General features: G+C 68.3%; 17 protein-coding genes. 10 read left to right on the top strand and 7 right to left on the bottom strand.

Annotation, left to right across the window (positions count from 1 at the left end):
* Window positions 1-34: 34 nt before the first annotated feature.
* Window positions 35-1,387, bottom strand: a complete 1,353-nt coding sequence (locus FM069_RS00695) for an 8-oxoguanine deaminase (RefSeq protein WP_143486205.1) — start codon at window positions 1,385-1,387, stop codon at window positions 35-37.
* A 333-nt stretch (window positions 1,388-1,720) separates the two neighbouring features.
* On the opposite strand from FM069_RS00695, the gene FM069_RS00690 reads away from it, so the two are divergent.
* From FM069_RS00690 to FM069_RS00675, 4 genes are read left to right on the top strand one after another with little or no spacing between them, the layout of a single operon-like run.
* Entirely contained in the window at window positions 1,721-2,413 is a 693-nt protein-coding gene (locus FM069_RS00690) for an ABC transporter ATP-binding protein (RefSeq protein WP_143486204.1), read from the top strand.
* Entirely contained in the window at window positions 2,410-3,600 is a 1,191-nt protein-coding gene (locus FM069_RS00685; protein ID WP_143486203.1) for an ABC transporter permease, read from the top strand. Before FM069_RS00690 ends, FM069_RS00685 begins: the two co-directional genes overlap by 4 nt.
* Window positions 3,601-3,622: 22 nt before the next feature.
* Window positions 3,623-5,110 (top strand): TolC family protein, encoded by a 1,488-nt coding sequence (locus FM069_RS00680; protein WP_143486639.1) that lies wholly within the window; start codon window positions 3,623-3,625, stop codon window positions 5,108-5,110.
* Window positions 5,103-6,347, top strand: coding sequence for an efflux RND transporter periplasmic adaptor subunit (locus FM069_RS00675; protein ID WP_143486202.1), 1,245 nt, complete (start codon window positions 5,103-5,105; stop codon window positions 6,345-6,347). The genes FM069_RS00680 and FM069_RS00675 overlap by 8 nt, the downstream gene beginning before the upstream one ends.
* Window positions 6,348-6,368: 21 nt before the next feature.
* Here the strand turns inward: FM069_RS00675 and FM069_RS00670 are convergent, their stop codons facing one another.
* On the bottom strand, window positions 6,369-7,121 hold the full coding sequence (locus FM069_RS00670; RefSeq protein ID WP_143486201.1) for a TetR/AcrR family transcriptional regulator: 753 nt from the start codon (window positions 7,119-7,121) through the stop codon (window positions 6,369-6,371).
* A 495-nt stretch (window positions 7,122-7,616) separates the two neighbouring features.
* Window positions 7,617-8,405 carry an AraC family transcriptional regulator gene (locus FM069_RS00665; RefSeq protein ID WP_143486200.1) on the bottom strand — a complete coding sequence of 263 codons (789 nt, stop codon included), beginning with the start codon at window positions 8,403-8,405 and terminating at the stop codon, window positions 7,617-7,619.
* 92 nt (window positions 8,406-8,497) lie between these two features.
* Here FM069_RS00665 and FM069_RS00660 point away from each other — a divergent pair, with 92 nt between their 5' ends.
* From FM069_RS00660 to FM069_RS00650, 3 genes are read left to right on the top strand one after another with little or no spacing between them, the layout of a single operon-like run.
* Window positions 8,498-8,752 (top strand): hypothetical protein, encoded by a 255-nt coding sequence (locus tag FM069_RS00660; protein WP_143486199.1) that lies wholly within the window; start codon window positions 8,498-8,500, stop codon window positions 8,750-8,752.
* Window positions 8,749-9,375 carry an MSMEG_1061 family FMN-dependent PPOX-type flavoprotein gene (locus tag FM069_RS00655; protein WP_143486198.1) on the top strand — a complete coding sequence of 209 codons (627 nt, stop codon included), beginning with the start codon at window positions 8,749-8,751 and terminating at the stop codon, window positions 9,373-9,375. The genes FM069_RS00660 and FM069_RS00655 overlap by 4 nt, the downstream gene beginning before the upstream one ends.
* A gap of 13 nt (window positions 9,376-9,388) precedes the next feature.
* The gene (locus tag FM069_RS00650; RefSeq protein WP_143486197.1) at window positions 9,389-9,775 is read left to right on the top strand and encodes a hypothetical protein; all 387 of its coding nucleotides are present in this window, start codon (window positions 9,389-9,391) and stop codon (window positions 9,773-9,775) included.
* A gap of 533 nt (window positions 9,776-10,308) precedes the next feature.
* On the opposite strand, the gene FM069_RS00645 is transcribed toward FM069_RS00650, so the two are convergent.
* The 4 genes from FM069_RS00645 to FM069_RS00630 form a co-directional block, all read right to left on the bottom strand.
* On the bottom strand, window positions 10,309-11,724 hold the full coding sequence (locus FM069_RS00645; RefSeq protein WP_143486196.1) for an outer membrane protein transport protein: 1,416 nt from the start codon (window positions 11,722-11,724) through the stop codon (window positions 10,309-10,311).
* 110 nt (window positions 11,725-11,834) lie between these two features.
* Window positions 11,835-12,320, bottom strand: coding sequence for an alkane oxidation protein activator PraB (gene praB, locus FM069_RS00640; RefSeq protein WP_143486195.1), 486 nt, complete (start codon window positions 12,318-12,320; stop codon window positions 11,835-11,837).
* Between the two features lie 131 nt (window positions 12,321-12,451).
* Window positions 12,452-13,045, bottom strand: coding sequence for an alkane oxidation protein activator PraA (gene praA, locus FM069_RS00635; protein ID WP_143486194.1), 594 nt, complete (start codon window positions 13,043-13,045; stop codon window positions 12,452-12,454).
* 101 nt (window positions 13,046-13,146) lie between these two features.
* Window positions 13,147-14,100 carry an alpha/beta fold hydrolase gene (locus tag FM069_RS00630; protein WP_143486193.1) on the bottom strand — a complete coding sequence of 318 codons (954 nt, stop codon included), beginning with the start codon at window positions 14,098-14,100 and terminating at the stop codon, window positions 13,147-13,149.
* A 335-nt stretch (window positions 14,101-14,435) separates the two neighbouring features.
* Between FM069_RS00630 and FM069_RS00625 the strand changes: the two genes are divergently transcribed.
* The 3 genes from FM069_RS00625 (at window position 14,436) to FM069_RS00615 (ending at window position 17,812) form a co-directional block, all read left to right on the top strand.
* The gene (locus tag FM069_RS00625) at window positions 14,436-16,019 is read left to right on the top strand and encodes a flavin-containing monooxygenase (RefSeq protein ID WP_143486192.1); all 1,584 of its coding nucleotides are present in this window, start codon (window positions 14,436-14,438) and stop codon (window positions 16,017-16,019) included.
* Window positions 16,016-16,903, top strand: coding sequence for an SDR family NAD(P)-dependent oxidoreductase (locus tag FM069_RS00620; protein ID WP_143486191.1), 888 nt, complete (start codon window positions 16,016-16,018; stop codon window positions 16,901-16,903). Before FM069_RS00625 ends, FM069_RS00620 begins: the two co-directional genes overlap by 4 nt.
* A 78-nt stretch (window positions 16,904-16,981) precedes the next feature.
* Entirely contained in the window at window positions 16,982-17,812 is an 831-nt protein-coding gene (locus FM069_RS00615; RefSeq protein WP_143486190.1) for a metal-dependent hydrolase, read from the top strand.
* The last annotated feature ends 7 nt before the right edge of the window (window positions 17,813-17,819 follow it).

The raw sequence follows: 17,819 nt of genomic DNA, 5'->3' as shown, positions 1-17,819 counted from the left end.
CACCTTTGAGCAGGTCGGGCGGCGGCGCCAGGGTTCAGCCGAGCAGGGCTTTCGCCGCGGCCCGGTGCCGGGCGATCAGCGCGTCCAGGTCCAGGCCTTCCGGCTGGCCGTCGATCACCCGCCACTGGCCTCCCACCATCACCCGGTCGGCACGGTCGGCGCCGCACAGCAGCAAGGCGGACAGCGGGTCGTGACTGCCGGAGAAACGCAGCCCGTCGAGCCTGAACAGCGCCAGGTCGGCCTGCTTGCCCACGGCGATCTCGCCGATGTCGTCGCGCCCCAGCAGGCGCGCCGAGCCCGTCGTGGCCCAGCCCAGCGCCCGCTCCGGGGTGATCGCCTCGGCGCCGTAGCGCAGGCGCTGCAGGTACAGGGCCTGCTTCGCCTCCAGCACCATGTTCGAGGCATCGTTGGACGCCGAGCCGTCCACCCCCAGGCCTACCGGTGCGCCGGCCGCTTCCAGCTCCACCGTGGGGCAGATGCCCGAGGCCAGGCGCATGTTGGAACTGGGGCAGTGGCAGACCCCGGTGCCGGCCGCGCCGAGACGAGCGATTTCCTCGGCATTGAAGTGAATGCCGTGGGCGAGCCAGGTGCGCGGCCCCAGCCAGCCGACGCTGTCCAGGTAATCCACCGTGCGCAGGCCGAAGCGCTCCAGGCAGAACGCCTCCTCGTCCAGGGTCTCGGCCAGGTGGGTGTGCAGACGCACGTCCTCCCGCTCCGCCAGGCCGGCGCTGGCCTGCATGATCTCGCGGGTCACCGAGAACGGCGAACAGGGCGCCAGGGCGATCTGGATGCGCGCGCCCTCGCCCCGCTCGTGGTAGCGGACGATCAGCCGGCGGCTGTCTTCGAGGATGGTCTCGCCGTCCTGCACGGTGTGTTGCGGCGGCAGGCCGCCCTCGCGCTGCCCCAGGCTCATGGAGCCCCGGGTGAGCATGGCGCGCATACCCAGGCCGCGGACCGCCTCCACCTGGATGTCGATGGCCGCTTCCAGGCCGTCGGGAAACAGGTAGTGGTGGTCCGCCGCCGTGGTGCAGCCACTGAGCAGCAGCTCGGCCAGGGCCACCTGGCTGGCCAGGTGCAGCATGTCCGGGGTCAGCCGCGCCCAGACCGGGTAGAGGGTCTTCAGCCAGGGGAACAGCGGCTGGTTCACCACCGGCGCCCAGGCGCGGGTGAGGGTCTGGTAGAAGTGGTGGTGGGTATTGATCAGCCCCGGCAGCACCACGTGCTCGCGGGCATCGAAGCTGGCGTCGCAGGGCTGCGCGGGCGCCTGGCCGGCGTCCAGCAGTTCGACGATGCGCCCGCCCTCGATCACCAGCCCGCCGGCGGCGGAACGATCGGAGGGAGACAGGATGGCGAGGGGGGAACGGATCCACAGGCGGTCTGCGGGCATGGCAGGCTCCTTGAGTGAGGGAAGGAAGCCAGCTCAGTTATGCCCTGTCTGCTGATCCAGGAGCCGCGAGGCGTGCAGACGATAGCCAGTGTGGCGGCGCTTGTCACCGGGCGCGGGACGACCGCCCGTCCGCACGGTGGCGGCCCTGTTCTCGCCCGGCCGGCGAGGACAGCGGCCCGTGAGCGGCGACCGACCGGTCACCCCGGGCGTCACGAACGCCACGCCTTGCCCCTGCCCGGATATCCCTCTTTAATGACGCCCAGCAAAACGAAAAACCGTTTTGAAAAATAATTTTAAGGACGAAATGCGCTTGCGACAGCTAGGACGTTCGCGATGGTTCATCCAGGCCTGATTTCCCTGAATGGCATCAACAAAAGCTATCTGCAGGCGGGCCAGCGACTTCGCATCCTCTCGGATGTCTCGCTCAGCCTGGCCCCGGGCGAAAGCTGCGCGCTGCTAGGCGCCTCCGGTTCGGGCAAGAGCACCCTGCTGAATATCCTCGGCCTGCTGGATCAGGCTGACGAGGGCGAGTACCGGCTGGCCGGCCACGACATCCGCCAGGCCGACCCGGAGCGCCTGGCCGGCCTGCGCAACCGCCTCATCGGCTTCGTCTTCCAGAGCTTCAACCTGCTGCCGCGCCTGAGCGCCCGGGAGAACGTCGCCCTGCCCCTCGGCTACCGCGGCACGCCGCGCCGCGAGGCCCTGGCCCGGGCCGACCGGCTGCTGGAGCGGGTCGGCCTGGGCCAACGCGGCGACCACCGGCCGGCGGACCTCTCCGGCGGCCAGCGCCAGCGGGTGGCCATCGCCCGGGCGCTGGTGGGCGAACCGACCCTGATCCTGGCCGACGAGCCCACCGGCAACCTGGACGCCGCCACTGCCGCCGACATCATGGACCTGCTGCTGGGCCTGAACCGCGAGCGCCAGGTGACCCTGGTGATGGTGACCCACGACACCCGGCTCGCCGGGCGCCTGGAGCGTTGCCTGGAGATGCGCCAGGGCGTGCTCCACGAAGGCCTCGCGCCATGAGCCTGGCGCTGCCGGCCCGTCACCTCGGCGAAGCTTTGGGCAGCCTGCGCACGTTGGGCCGGCGTACCCTGCTGGCGCTGCTGGGCATCGTGATCGGCAGCGCCTCGGTGATCGCCCTGGTGAACATCGGCGACAACGCCGTGGAAGATGCCCGCAGCATCTTCAAGGACCTCGGCACCGATACCCTGGTGGTGCAGTTCCCCGCGCAGGCGGGTGACCAGGCGACGTTGCCGCCGACCCTGGACCTGGATGCCCTGCGCCAGGCGGTGCCGGGCCTGGCGCAGCTGGCACCGGTGCAGATGTTCTCCGCGCCGGTGAGCGTCGGCGGCCAGTCCACCAACGCCAGCGTGGTGGGCAGCGACGCGTCATTGCAGGGGGCCATGGGCCTGCGGCTGCGCCAGGGACGTTTCCTCTCCGCCTTCGACCGCAGCGGCAATGGCGCGGTGCTGGGCGCGCAACTGGCCGAAACCCTTGGTTCGCCAGTACGCCCGCTACAGGTGGGTGACCAGGTGCGGATCAACCAGGACCTGTTCCAGGTGCTGGGTATCCTGGTCAGCCAGCCCAATGCCGTGCTGGTCCCGGTGGTGGCCAACGACGCCCTGATCGTCCCCTTCGATGCCATGCGCCGGCTGCAGGCCCGCACGCGCCTGGACAACCTCATCGTGCGGGTGGCGCCGGGGCGCGACGTGACCGTCACCGGCAAGGCCCTGGAGGCCGCCCTGGCGCGCCTGCTGCCGGGGCGCGAGAGCAGCGTGCAGGTGGCCCAGTCGATCCTCGACGGCCTGACCCGGCAGACCCGCACCTTCACCTACCTGCTCACCGCCTTGGGCGGGATTTCCCTGGTGGGCGGCGGCATCGGCGTGATGAACGTGATGCTGATGAACGTCGCCGAGCGGCGCCGGGAGATCGGCGTGCGCATGGCCCTGGGCGCGCGGCGGCGCGACATCCGCAACCTGTTCCTGCTGGAAGCGATGACCCTCAGCGCCGCCGGCGCGGCTTGCGGCGCCCTGCTGGGCCTGCTGTTCGCCTACCTGTACGCGCGCTTCTCCGGCTGGCAGTTCAGCCTGGCCGGCGGCGCCCTGCCCCTGGGGGTGGGCAGCACCCTGCTGGTGGGGCTGTTCTTCGGCCTGTACCCGGCGGTGATGGCCGCCCGGCTGCAACCGGTGGAGGCGCTGCGGGATGACTGACGCGACGCGCGGCCAGGCCTCGATGCGCGGTCCCCGGGTCGGTGCCGCACTCATCGCGTTGCTCCTCGGCCTGGCCGGCCCGGCCCCGGTCCTGGCCACCCCCGCTTCGGCCCCCAGCATGGCGAACCGCGGCGGCCAGGGGGTGCTGCTGAGCCGGCAGGGCACCGACCTGACCCTGGGCGAGGCGGTCTACCTGGGGTTGCGCAACAACCCGGCGATCCGCAGCGCCTACCTGCAGCGGATCGCCCAGAAATTCGACCTGCGGGTGGCCGAGAACGTCTTCGCCCCCAAGCTGCTGATCAACAGCGCCTACCAGGCCTCCCGGGGTTCCGAGGATCACGCCAGGCAGGCCCAGCTCACCCCCGCCACCAGCCTGCTGGGGGAATACGGCACCCGCCTCAGCCTGGCCTGGACGCGGCAGCTGTCCAACGCCGACCAGGCCGGGCGGTTCCGCAGCGACGGGCTGGACATCGGCATCATCCAGCCGCTGCTGCGCGGCGCCGGCTGGGACGTCACCACCGCGCCGCTGCGCCTGGCGCGGCTGACGGAACAGGCCAACCGCCTCAACCTCAAGGCCAACGTGTCCCAGACCGTCACCCAGATCATCGCCACCTACCGCGAGCTGCTGCGGGCCCAGGAGCAGCTGCGCATCGCCCGGGACGCCCTGGCCCGCTCCCGGACCCTGCTGGAGGCCAACCGCGCCATGATCGACGCCGGCCGCATGGCGGCCTTCGAGGTGGTGCAGACCGAGGCCGACATCGCCAACCAGGAACTCAGCGTGGAAGAAGCCACGAACCAGGCCGACAGCAGCCGCCTGGACCTGTTGCGGCTGCTGGCCCTGGACCTGAACACCCCGATCCGCGCCAGCGAAGCGCTGCAGGCCGAGCCGCTGACCCTGGACCGCGGCCAGGCCCTGCGCCTGGCGCAGACCCAGCAGCCGGAATACCTGGCGCAGTTGCTGGGTAGCCAGCAGGCCGACCTCAACCTGGTGATCGCCAAGGACCAGAGCCGCTGGGACGTGTCCCTGGTGACCGGCGCCACCCAGGTCCGTGACCGCTACGACGGCGATTCGGGCGGCTATGGCGGCGGGCGGCGCTGGGAAACCTATGCCGGGGTGCAGGTGCAGATTCCCCTGGGTGACCTGTCCATCCGCCAGGCCGAGGTGCATGCGCGGGTCGAGGTGGACCAACAGGCGATCCGCGTGGCCGATGCCCGGCAAGCCCTGGAGCGCCAGGTCAACGACGTGATCCGCGACCTCGGTACGCGCTGGCGCCAGTACGAGATCGCCCAGCGCGCCAGCGAGCTGTCCCGGCGCAAGCTGGAGATCGAGCGGGAAAAGCTCAACGCCGGGCGTTCCAGCAACTTCCAGGTGCTCGCCTTTGAAGCCGACCTGCGCACGGCGGAGAACGCCCGCCTGAACGCACTGATCGCCTACCTCAACGCCCAGACGCAGCTCGACCAGGCCCTGGGCATGACCCTGGAGAGCTGGGAGATCGCCCTCAATGATTGAGAAACGCCGGCTTCCCTATGTGCTGGTGCCCCTGGCCCTGCTGGCGGCCCTGGGCCTGTGGCTGGCCGGCTCCGCGGAGCGCCCCGCCGCGCCGGCCGAGCGCTGGCTGACCCTGCAGCCGCAACCCCTGCAGCACCGGATCGGCTTGGTGGGGCAGCTGGAGCCGGAGCGTACCCAGGCCATCGTCGCACCGTTCGACGGCAACGTGGCCAGCGCCCCGGTGGAGCCGGGGCAGCGGGTCGAGGCCGGGCAGCTGCTGCTACGGATGGATGCCGGCGAGATCGAGGTGCAACTGCGCGAGGCCCTGTCGAGCCTGCTCAAGGCCCGGCACCGGCAGCAGGAACTGCGGGATTGGGAGAACGGCCCCGAGGTGGCGCGTACCCGGCGGGCGCTGCGGGTCGCCACCCTCGCCACCCAGAGCACCCGGCGCAAGCTGGCGGAAACCCAGACCCTGTTCGAACGCGGAATCATTCCCCGCAGCGAACTGGACGACCTCAAGCAGCAGGCCGACCTGCAGGCCCTCGACCAGCAGGCGGCGGAGTCGGAACTGCGCGCCGCCCAGGCCCAGGGCCGCGCCGAGTACCGGCAGATCGCCGACATGGAGCTGGCCAATGCCCAATCCAAGTACGACGCCCTGCTCGCCCTGCTGGCGCAGCGGGACATCCAGGCGCCCTTCCCCGGCATCGTCATCCCCCCGCCCAATGGGCCGTCCGCCGCCGCCGACAAAGGGCCGCCACAACCCGGCAGCAAGGTCGGCCAGGGCCAGGCGCTGCTGGGCCTGGCCAGCCTCGACCGGCTGAAGATCGTTGCCAAGGTGTCGGAGCTGGACATCAACGCCCTGCGGGAAGGCATGCCGGTGGACATCCAGGGGGACGGCTTCGACGGCATCCAGCTCACCGGCACGGTGGCCACCGTCGGCGGCCTGGCGCTGCCGGGAGACGACCAGGGCAGCAGCCGCTACGCGGTGACCGTGGCCCTGCCACCCCTGGATCGCGACCTGCGCCAGCGGGTCCGCCTGGGCATGAGCGCGCGGCTGAACATCGTCACGTACCGCAACGACCGGGCCATCGTGCTGCCGCCCGGCGCGCTGCAACGCGCCGGGGAACGCCTCACGGTGGACTATCGTTCGGCGCCGGACCAGCCGGCCCGCTCGGTGGAGGTCACCGCCGGGCATGCCACCCTGGAGGGGGTCGAAGTGTTCGGCCTGGAACCGGGCCAGGTCAGGCTGGCCGATTGAGCGGCGCCCGCTCCGCTGCCCTCAGACCGCGGCGGCTTCGTGGCCGGCCTCGGCCTGCTGGCGAATCACCCGCTGGGTCTGCAGGACCCGCTCCAGGACGACCTCGCTGTCGGTGGAGTGCAGGGGCGCGCGGATGGCGCCGGACACCAGGGTGATCAGCTTGGCCATCACCTCGGCGTCGGTGGTGATACGCCCGAGGCTCATGGCGCTCATCAGGTAGCGCAGCTCGGTACCGGCCATGACCCCGGAGATCGCCTTCAGCGCGAACTGCAGGCGCACCCCCAGTTCCGCCCGCGGCAGGTCCGGCAAGGCCCGGGCGAATGCATCGAAGAAGCGCGCGAAGACCGGCTGGTAGTGCTCGCTCAGGTATTCCTGGATGAAGGGTGAGGTGTCGCTGTAGACGCGGCCGAGGAAGCGGATGAACGAGCCGCTCTCCACGCCGGAGGTCTCGCTGCGCTCCAGCTCCATGGCCGGGGCGAACAGGATGCCCAGCAGCGCCTCGCAGCTGGGCGCTTCCTCCCACTGGGCCTCGCATTCGTCCAGCAGGGCCAGGCGCTTGTCGTTGAGGGGCTCCAGGCGCTTCACCAGCAGCGCCTTCATCAGGGCTTCCTTGTCGCCGAAGTGATAGTTCACCGCCGCCAGGTTGGCCTGGGCGTGCTCGGTGATCTGGCGGAGCAGCAGGGCATCGTAGCCATGGTGGATGAAGAGTGCCTCGGCGGCATCCAGCAAGCGATTCTTGGTGTCGTTGGACGCACTGCTTCGTTTTACAGCCATGGATAAAAGCGCCTTTCTGCCAGGGTGCGAGACGTTCAAAAAACAAATTCAAAACGTTTTTTGAATTTTATAGAGCATCCTTGCGGCAAGGCAAATGCAGGCCCGGCAGCTCCCTGGCCGTCGCCAATCGAACGTTTTCCTGTGTCATGGACGATTTTCCAGGCCAATGCCGGAGGTCGTTCTCGTTCATGAACGGAATTCACCTTAGCGCCCAGAACCGGAGTGCGCGAGTGGCAGCGCGTCTTCCGAGGGCGTGAAAAGGCGCGTGCAAGGGAACTCGAAAGCGAATGGACAGCGCATCGCCGAATCGCAGCACCGGTTGCGAATGTCGAGCGTCCAGGCTTGGCAGGCGGTCATTCATCATCGAGATGCCGCAGGAAGTGCGTTGCCTGTGCATGCATCGGCGTCATCCGCGATGTGACGAGCTTCGCTATCAACGCGATGCCCGGCGGCAGCCCCGCTACCGCGACGAGACCCTCTCACCGCTGCGTCCGGTCAGAGACGCGCGCGATAGGCGGCCGGCGTCTCACCGAAGGTGCGCCGGAAAAGCCCGATGAAGGCGCTCGGCGTGGAATACCCCAGGTCGAGCGCGATCGCCGTCACGGGCATTCCCGTCGCGAGCATCTCCAGCGACCGCAGCATGCGCGCGCGCTGCCGCCAGGCCGTGAAGTTGAACCCGGTCTCCGTCACGAACCGCCGGCTCAGGGTGCGCGAACTGACGGCTCCCCATGCCGCCCAGCATTCCAGGTCCCGGTCGTCGGCTGGATCGGCGATCAGGGCCCGCGCGATGCGCTGCAGGCGCGGATCGCGCGGGAATGGCAGGCCGAAGGGCTCGACCGGCAGGCTGCGTATCTCGTCGAGGATCACTGCAGCGATGTGAGCCCGGGAACCGGTCAAGGGCGTCGCGCTGACCGGTTCCCAGTTGCACGCCCGCAGCACCGCCTCGCGCAGCAGGCCGGAGGTGCGGAGGGTGCAGGGACGCTGCGGCAGGTCCGCGCAGGCGGGCTCGGCGACGTAGACGCTCCAGCCGTGGAACGGCCCGTGCGACCGGCCCGAGTGGGGGGTATTCGGCGGCAACCACACGGCGTGGATCGCCGGGACGATCCACACGCCGTCATCGACCCCGACCGACAGCAGGCCCCGCAGCGATCCGAACAACTGCCCGCGCACATGCTGGTGCGGCGTGGAAACCAGTTCACTGTCGTGGCGTCCCTCGACTGCGACCAGTACCGGCCCGTGCGGCCTATCGAGGATGTCCTGCAACTGAAGGATCGGATCGGTCATGGCGGATTCAAGCTATTGGATGGCCGATACAGTCTACAGCCGCCACGACGATTCTTTTTACGCTTGAAGCCCATTCAAGCAGGAGAGCGACCATGCGCGCGCACGACATCCTCCCCGACCACCTCGACCACATCCGAATCAACGGCACCGTCGTCCGCAAGGGCTCGGTCGGCGCGTTCCTGGCCAACGCAGCGGCCTTCAGCGACCCGACGCTCACCGACGCCGCACGCCAGGCCGTGCTCGACGACATCGAAGCGGCGCTGCCGGCATTGCGCGCCCTGGGCCTGTTCGAGGTGCTGGAAATCCGCGATCCGCAGTTACGGGCCTTCGTGGAAGCCCGGCCATGACGGACCGGCCCGATCTGGACGCGCTCTATTCGCCGCCGTCCGAGATGATCCAGAAGGCCGTCCTGGATCGGCTGGTGGATTTCCACGTGGATTACCTCAAGGTGGCCACGTTCTTCTGCCTGGCCACGGGCAGCGAGCGCGGCCTGGACGCCTCACCCCGGGGCGGGCCGCCCGGGTTCGTCCACGTGCTCGACCCGCACACCGTGGCCTTCGCCGACTGGCCGGGCAACAACCGGATCGAGTCGATGCGCAACCTGCAGCGCGACGAGCGTGTGGGGATGATGTTCCTGTTCCCCGGCCTGGAGATCTTCCTGCGCATCAATGGCCGCGGCCGCGTTTCCACCGAGGACGCGCTCCTGACCCGGCTACGCGAAGGGGCCCGAACGCCCAAGACCGCCACCGTCGTGCGGATCGACGAGGTGCTGCTGCACTGCGGCAAGGCCATCAACCGCGCCGGGCTCTGGAAGGACAGCGCCAGGCTCGACCGGCAGGCGCTGCCGACGGTCGGGCGGATGATGGCCGCCCTCGCCAGGCTCGGCGACGCCCCGGCGGAGATGGACGATGCGCAGGTGCAGCAGATCGATACGCACTACGACCATGCGGTCCGCCACGACCTCTACTGAAAAGGGACCGACGATGCAGCTCGATGCCACGCAGTTTCCGCTGGTGTTCCTGAGGGAACACGACGAACACCACTCACATCAGGCGGCCGAAGCGGCGTTCGCGGCCCTGCTCGATCGTGGAGAACGTTTCGTTCTCCTCACCGACCACCTGCCCGGCGACCACCACGGCCATGACGAAAGCCACGATGACCGCAAGCAGCGGGCCCTGTTCTTCAAACGCAACAAGCAACGGCTCAAGGACTTGTGCGCAGGATTGGTGATCATCACGGGGGACCGTTCGATACCCGCCGCGGCCAGGCTGGCGGTGCAGACGCTGGGCAAGGTGCTGGGCCTAAGATTCGCGTTCGTCCGGGATGAGCACGAGGCGAAGGACCGAGCCAACGCCCTCCTCGTACGTTGAGCGCCGCGCCCGCCGCGTACCGGTCGCGGGCGGTGCACGGGCAGCCTGATGCATCGAGCTGGACGGGGGAATTTCCGGGACGGCGCTGAGGCACGCCGTTTGGTGGCCCAGCGGTGACGGTTTCGTCCACATCGAGGCTGCTACATATGGCAGCGCAGTCCTCCCGATGGCGACCACGACGTGTTCCGCGGCACGTCGATGGCGACCGCTCCACTGGCCATGATCGCCATGTAGCCCTCCCTGCACCTGCGAATGGGGTTCCTGCAACTGCTGGGCTTGCGGAGCCCGTCGCGGCCCGGTGCTCAAAACTGGACACGGAAGCCCAGAGATAGGGCGCGACCTGCTATCGCCATCACCGATGGGCGGGCCGCATCGGAGCGACGGCCCACCGACCAAGGAAAATAGGAGGGAGGGATTGGATGCAGGGTGGACTCATGGGGGAAAACCGGGCCGGCGCATTGCGCTGCCGGCCCGGCCGCCGGGGCCGATGACCCCGGGCTGGGCGCCCCGTACAGCGAACGCCCGTTGACCTGTCAGAACTGGTAGGTGGCCGACACGCTCATCACCTGCCCCTTGCTCTCGGCCTTGCCATCCAGCCGTCCACTGCCGAGGCGGTCCTGATTTTCCGTCTTGAGACGGGCATCCTGGACGAACTGGCGGGAATAGGCGGCATCCAGACTCAGACTGGGCAGAGACTGGAAGCGGTAGGACGCCCCCAGGGAGAGGAACCGACGGTTGCCGTCGGGAATTCGCGGGTCGCGGGTCGAGTCCCGGGTCGGCGTCTGGTCGTAGGCGACCCCGGCGCGCAGGGTCCACTGGTCCGTCACCCGGTAGTCGCCGCCCAGGGACACCATCCACGTGTCGCGGTAGTTATAGGGGATCGACACGATGGTGTTGCCGTGGGACTTCAGGGTAAGGTCCTCGAACGACGACCACTGCGTCCAGGCCAGGCTGGTGCCGAGGCTGAAGCGGTCGTCGAAGCGGTGCACCCAGTCCAGGGCCGCGCTGGCCGGCACGTCCATCTGGGCCGAGGCGGAGGCGCCCCCGGACTTGAGGATCAGGCCGGGATAGGCGGACTCCACCAGGCCGGAATCCAGAATGGCCTGGGACGCATCGTCGGCGTACATGTTGTACTTGCCGGTGAGCTTGTTGCGGATGCGCGCGTGGTAGTTCAGCCCGAAGGTATCCGACGCCGTGGGCTTCCACGCCGCGCCGACGAACCAGCCCGGGGAGACGTTATCCACCTTCACCCGGATCAGGTTGGAGCCGAAGCCCGCGGGGAATTGCAGGTCGCCCAGGTTCGGCGACTGGGACGCCGCCGCGTACAGGTCGATGTTCTGGCTGACGAAGCCCTGGGTGCGCTGGACGATCACCCCGGCGCCCAGGGCCAGCTCGTCGTTCACCTTGAACGACAGGGAGCCGGCGAGCCCGGCCGTTTCGATCTTGGTGTCCACGGCGAAATCGCGCCCGACCCAGTCCTGGTCCCAGGTACTGCGCATCCCCAGGGGCACCACCTGGCTGAGGCCGAAGGACAGCTGGTCGTTGATCGGCACTACGAGGAAAGCGGTGGGCAACCAGGCGGTGAAGCCGCCGTTGCCGCCCTCGCCCATGGGGCTGGACACCAGGTTGCCCTCGTCGTCGTATTGCTTGTGGGTCATGGGCTCGCCCTGGTAGTCGTAGGCGTGCCCGCGAAACTTGATGTCGACATCGGCGTAGTGCACCGACATCTGCGCCACCGGGTTCTGGATGAACCCCATGGCCGCTGGATTGTTGAATGCCGCACTGGGGTCCTCGGCGAACAGCGAGCCGCCGGCGAACGCCCGTCCCCAACCAGGGGTGCCGAAGGTGGGTACGGCGAAGCCGCCCGCCTGCACTGCCCCGCTACCCAATACACCGCCCAGCACCGCCAGGCCCAGCCAACCACGCATGTTTCTGTTGTTCTTGTGCATGCTTCACTCCGAATTCATCGACATCGCCGGCCCGAGCCAGCCCGCGCACGTTGCGCGCATTGAAAAGGGGCGCCCGTGAGGACGCCCCTTCTACAGCACCCCGACAGGGCTTACGGCGATACGGTGAAGGCCGGGCTCGGCTTGACGCTCAGGTTGGTGATGGTGCAGTTGCCGCTGAGAGCCTGGTTGGCGGCGCTCAGGGTGTTGGTGGCGTTGCTCCAGGCGGCACTGACGGTGCCCGGACCACAGTTGGAGGACAGGATGCTGAAGGCAACGCCGGTCACGGTGCCGGTGGTGACCGAGGTGGCGGTCAGGGTCCACGGCAGGTTCTTCATCTGCGGCACTTTGCAGAGGCTGTTACTGCCGCTGACGGTGGCGCTGGTGATGGAGGCCGAGGAGCCATTGGCCGCCACCTTGCCGGTGAAGGTGATGTTGCAGGTCACCGGCTGCTGCAGCGAGGCCGGCGAACGCACGGTGATGGTGCCTGGGGCGGTGAAGGACGCACCGGCCGGCGCGATGGTGGCGGCGGAGACCGCGGACGCGGCAGCACAGAGAACCAGGGCAGTGGCAGAAACGAAGGTTTGAACGGCTTTCATTATTTGTTTTCCTCACGAGTGATCGGCAAGTGGTTGCCGGGCGATGGCCAGCCGGACGCCGCAGGGACTGCCCGTTTCCTGAGGTGGCACCTTGGCCCGTATGGGTTTACGTACAACTCAGTGAGCGAAATTCACCGCAGCACACGGAACGTCGGTGTGAGTTGGATCGCTACTTTCTCGATGACGCAGCCACCGGCTAGCGTCACCTTGTCCGCCTGCAGGCGGCCAAGCGTGTTGTCCCAGGTCCCGGATGCGGTGGAAGGCCCGCATTCGCCGCCCACCAGCGGAGCGGACACCGTCACCTGAATCCCCGACATCGCGCCGCTGCGCTCATCGAGGGGGGCGAGTGTCCAAGGCAGGTGGGTGGCCGTGACCCGGCGACATTTGAAGCTGTTACCGCTGAACGAAACGCTGTCCACCCGCGCATGGCTGCCATCCGGGGCGATGCGACCGCTCATGGCGATGGTGCAGTCGGCGCTGAGCAGGCCCTTGGAAAAGCTGATGGGGCCACTGGCGGTGAAGGGGGTGTCCGCCGGCTGGATACGGGCGGCCAGGAGGGGCGTTGAAAGCGTGTAGGCGACTGGCAGGAGCAGCCAGGAAAAGAGAAGGCTGACGGGGCGCATCGTGACTTCCTCTTGTTGTTCTTGTTGGCCGCGCGTTGTCGCCGGCCTTCTTCCCTGAATCGGTACTGCAACCACCGGTTCAAAATGAATATTCAAATTCATTTTTGAATTTTTTATTTAGCGTATTCCGTTCGCCTTGCCAAGGACGAATGCACCAGCGGATTTCCGAAAAAAGACAGCATGGGACGTAAGTACCGGAAAACTCACGCCTTCGTCTGCGACTCAATGCGCTCGACCAAGGACACGACCCGATCAACGGCAGTCACCGGCAGCATGTGTCCCTGGCCGGGTACTTGCTCGTAGACGATCCCGGGTACGTGCCGGTGCAGGGCATCGCCGTGGCGGCGGCAGTCGAGGATCGGGTCCTCGGTGCCGTAGAGCAGCCCGATGGGCAGCGCCAGCCGCGGGTAGGCGTCCAGCATCCGAGTCAGGTCATGGTTGACCCGCTCCAGTTCGCAGGACGCCGAATAGAAGCTGCCCGGCCGCATGGCCAGCACCGCGCCGCCCCGATAGGCGAAGTCCTCGGGGACCGGGTCGGGAGCGAAGACCTGGCGCAACGCATGGCGACGGCCGAGCATGCCCACCGGCGCCGCGAAGACATCGGCGACCCAGCGCCGGAGCAGCGCCGGACGGATGGCCAGGGGCAGGAACACCGTGGGCGGCAGCGGCTGCGGGTGGGTCAATGGTGCCACCAGCACCAGGCCCCGGACCTGCTGCGGGTGGTTCAGCGCCAGGGCCAGGGCGAGCCCGCCACCGAGGGAATGGCCCAGCACCAGTGGCCGTTCCAACCCCTTCGCCTGGATGAAGCGCGCCACCAGGGCCGCCTGACTGAACAGCCCGGTCTCGGCATCCGCCAACGGATCGGAATAGCCGGCGCCGGGTCGGTCCAGGACGACTACCCGAAAACGGTCCGTCAATGCCGGCACCAGGGAATGGGTGAAGTTGCGGCCGTTGCCGGACAAGCCGTGGACCAGCAACAGGGTCGGCCCCTCACCCGCCTCCACGTAATGCAGGCGCACGCCCTCCACGTCGAGGAACTGCCCTTCCGCCGGGCACGCGCCTTCCACCTCGCGGGTGATGCGACGGGTCCGCCGTCGCAAAACCAGAATGGCGACGCCGGCCAGCGCGACGATTCCCATCCCTGCTGCTATTCCCATGATGACGCCCTCCTTCTGATCCCTGGAAAACCCGCCGGAACACCGGCCATGACTGCCTGAAAAAATAAATTGAAATTCTGTTTTCAAAAAAAGAATTGAAAATATACTCACCGGAAGTCAGTGTGGTCCGCAAGCGCAATCGCCACGGGCGATCCGCAGAGAGGAGCGCCGGGACTTCAGGCGTATTGCGATGCACATGGACGGGTCTGCCCGACCGGGTCTGCCTGACCGGGTCGCCCTGACTGGGCCAGACCGGCCGTGAGACGCACCGAAAACGCCCTCACGACGGTTCGACGGGCCGTCACACCCGATGCCGCAGGCCAAGGAGGGAAAGGATGAACGCTCAGGACACCTCGCTGCTCGACACCGAGTACATCGATATCGCCATCGTCGGCTCGGGTTTCGCCGGGCTGGGCATGGCGATCCGCCTGAAGCAGGCCGGGCACGCGGACTTCCTGATCGCCGAGCAGGCCGATGCCGTGGGCGGCACCTGGCGCGACAACCACTATCCCGGCTGCGCCTGCGACGTACAGTCCAACGTCTACTCCTTTTCCTTCGCGCCCAACCCCGAATGGACCCGGCGCTTCGCCCCCCAACCGGAAATCCGCCGCTATCTGGAGACCTGCACCAGCCGCTTCGGGCTACGGCCGCACCTGCGTTTCGGCATGGCCCTGCAACGCGCCGAATACGACGAGTCAGCGCGGCGCTGGACGTTGCGCTTCGCCAATGGGAAGCAGGTGTCGGCGCGGGTGCTGGTCTCGGCCATGGGAGGGCTGTCGCGCCCCGCCTTGCCGGACATCCCGGGCCTGGCGGACTTCCAGGGCGCCTGCTTCCACTCTCAGCAGTGGGACCACCAGTACCCCCTGGCCGGCAAGCGGGTGGCGGTGATCGGCACCGGCGCCAGCGCCATCCAGTTCGTCCCGCAGATCGCGCCCCAGGTGGCCCGGCTCGACCTGTTCCAGCGCACGCCGCCCTGGATCATGCGCAAGCCCGACCGCCCGCTATCCCGGCTGGAGCGCTGGGCCTTCACCCACCTGCCCTTCACCCAGGCCCTGTCGCGCACCGCGCTGTACTGGATGCTGGAGTCGCGGGTCATCGCCTTCTCCGGGCAGCCGCGGCTGATGAAGCTCATCCAGCATGCCGCCCTCCGCCACCTGCGCCGGCAGGTGACGGATCCCTGGCTGCGCCAGCGGCTGACCCCGGACTACACCATCGGCTGCAAGCGGGTGCTGATTTCCAATGACTACTACCCCGCCGTCTGCCGCGCCAACGTCAACCTGGTCACCGAGGTCATCGAGCGCGTCGAGGCCGATGCCATCGTGACCCGGGACGGCATCCGCCACCCCACCGACTGCATCGTCTTCGGCACCGGGTTCCAGGCCACCGATCCTTTCCCCCGCGGCATGCTGATCGGTCGCGACGGGCTGGACATCGTCGACGCCTGGCGCGAGGGTGCCCACGCCTACCTGGGCACCACCCTGCCCGGCTATCCGAACTTCTTCATGGTGGTGGGCCCCAACACCGGCCTCGGGCACAACTCCATGGTGCTGATCATCGAGGCCCAGGTGGATTACATCCTCAAGGCCCTGACCCAGATGAGCGCCGCCGACATTGCCGCCATCGAGGTGCAGCCCGCCGTCGAGCAGGCCTACAACGAGCAGTTGCAAGGGCGGCTGAAGCGCGCCATCTGGTCCGTCGGTGGCTGCCGCAGCTGGTACCTGGACCCGCGCAGCGGCCGCAACACCACCCTCTGGCCGGGCTCCACCTGGCGCTTCAAGCAGGTCACCTCGCAATTCGAACTGCGGGACTACCTGCACTACCGGCATGCGCCGGACCCGACCCGGCCATCACCCGACGAACACGCGCCGGCCGCGCCCCTGCGGGCCAGCGCCGAACTCCAGGAGGGCGTCCAGTCATGAAAGCTTTCGACGGGCGGGTCGCCGCCATCACCGGCGCGGGATCGGGCATGGGCCGCGAGCTGGCCCTGGAACTGGCACGGCGAGGCTGCCACCTGGCGCTGGCCGACCGGGATGCCGAGGGGCTCGACGAGACCGTGAGACGTGCGCAGGCCATCGCCCCGGCCCTGCGGGTCACTCACCAGGTGCTGGACGTTGCCGAGCGCGACGCGGTCTTCGCCTGGGCTGCCGCCAGCGCGGAACGGCACGGGCGGATCAACCTGGTCTTCAACAACGCCGGCGTCGCCTTTTCCAGCACCGTCGAGGGCATGCAGCCGGCCGACCTGGCGTGGATCGTCGACATCAACTTCTGGGGCGTGGTGCACGGCACCCAGGCATTCCTGCCCTACCTGAAGAAGAGCGGCGAGGGCCACATCGTCAATACCTCCAGCCTGTTCGGCCTGCTGGCCCAGCCGGGCATGGGCGCCTACAACGCCACCAAGTTCGCAGTGCGCGGCTTCACCGAAGCCCTGCGCCAGGAACTCGACCTGATGGGTTGCGGCGTCTCGGCCACCTGCGTCCACCCCGGTGGGGTGAAGACCGGCATCGCGCGCGCCAGCCGGGTCGACAAGAGCCTGATCGGCCTGCTGATCGACGACGAGCAGCAGGCCCGAGAGGACTTCGAGAAACTCTTCATGACCGATGCCGCCCGCGCCGCGCGGCTGATCCTGGAGGGGGTGCGCAAGAACCGCCGGCGCGTCCTGGTGGGCGCCGACGCTCGCCTGCTGGACCTGATCGGACGGCTGCTGCCCGCCGGCTACCAGGCGCTGGTGGTCTGGTACGCCCGGCGCATGCGCCGGGTCGCCGCGCGGCAGATGCGCGCCCCGCAGGACCAGCGCCCCACCTGATTCGAAGGAAGGGATGCCCGGGCCGGCCCGCCTCGCGGGCGCCCGCGGTCATCCGAGCACGTGCACAGGAGAACCGCCATGCTGCCCATACGTCGTGACATCCGCTTCGACCTGCCCGCCGACCGCATCAAGGACTGGCATGAACAGGGGCCGCAGGTCACCCACTTCTTCAATGCCCTGTCCCTGCTATTCCCGTCGGGCGAACGCTTCTTCATGGACAGCGTGCGTCACTACCGCAAGCGCATCACCGACCCGCAACTGACCGCCGAGGTGCAGGGGTTCATCGGCCAGGAAGCCATGCACAGCCGCGAGCACGTGCAGTACAACGAACTGATGGAGGCCGCCGGCCTGCCCGCGCGCACCCTGGACCGCCGCCTTGCCTGGTTCCTCGACCTGCTCAAGAAATGGCTGCCCGCTTCGTTCAACCTGTCGGTGACCCTCGCCCTGGAGCACTACACCGCGATCCTCGCCGACTTGCTGCTGCGGGACCCCAGCCGGCTGGGCGACTCCCTCCCCGGCTACACCCACGTCTGGACCTGGCACGCCCTGGAGGAAACCGAGCACAAGGCGGTGTCATTCGACGTCTGGAACCAGGTGGTGGAACCCGGCCTCGGTCGCTATCTGCTGCGCTGCGGCAGCATGCTGGTCACCACGGTGGTGTTCTGGCTGGTGGTGTTCGACTTCCACGTCCGCCTGCTGATCGCCGACCGGCACGCCCCGCATTTTCTCCGTGGTTTCTGGCGCGTCATCGTGTTCCTCTACGGACCACGCGGCGTATTCCCGAGCATCGCCCGCCAGTGGCTGGACTACTTCAGGCCGGGTTTCCACCCCTGGCAACACGACAACCGCACCCACCTGGAACGGATCGACGGCCTGGTGGCGGCGATCGAGGCCGGCACCAGCCGCTGAACCACGA

The organism is Pseudomonas mangiferae (genome assembly GCF_007109405.1).
GTDB lineage: Bacteria > Pseudomonadota > Gammaproteobacteria > Pseudomonadales > Pseudomonadaceae > Pseudomonas_T > Pseudomonas_T mangiferae.
Note: the sequence above shows the minus strand (reverse complement) of the source record. Positions and strands in the feature narration are given on the sequence as shown.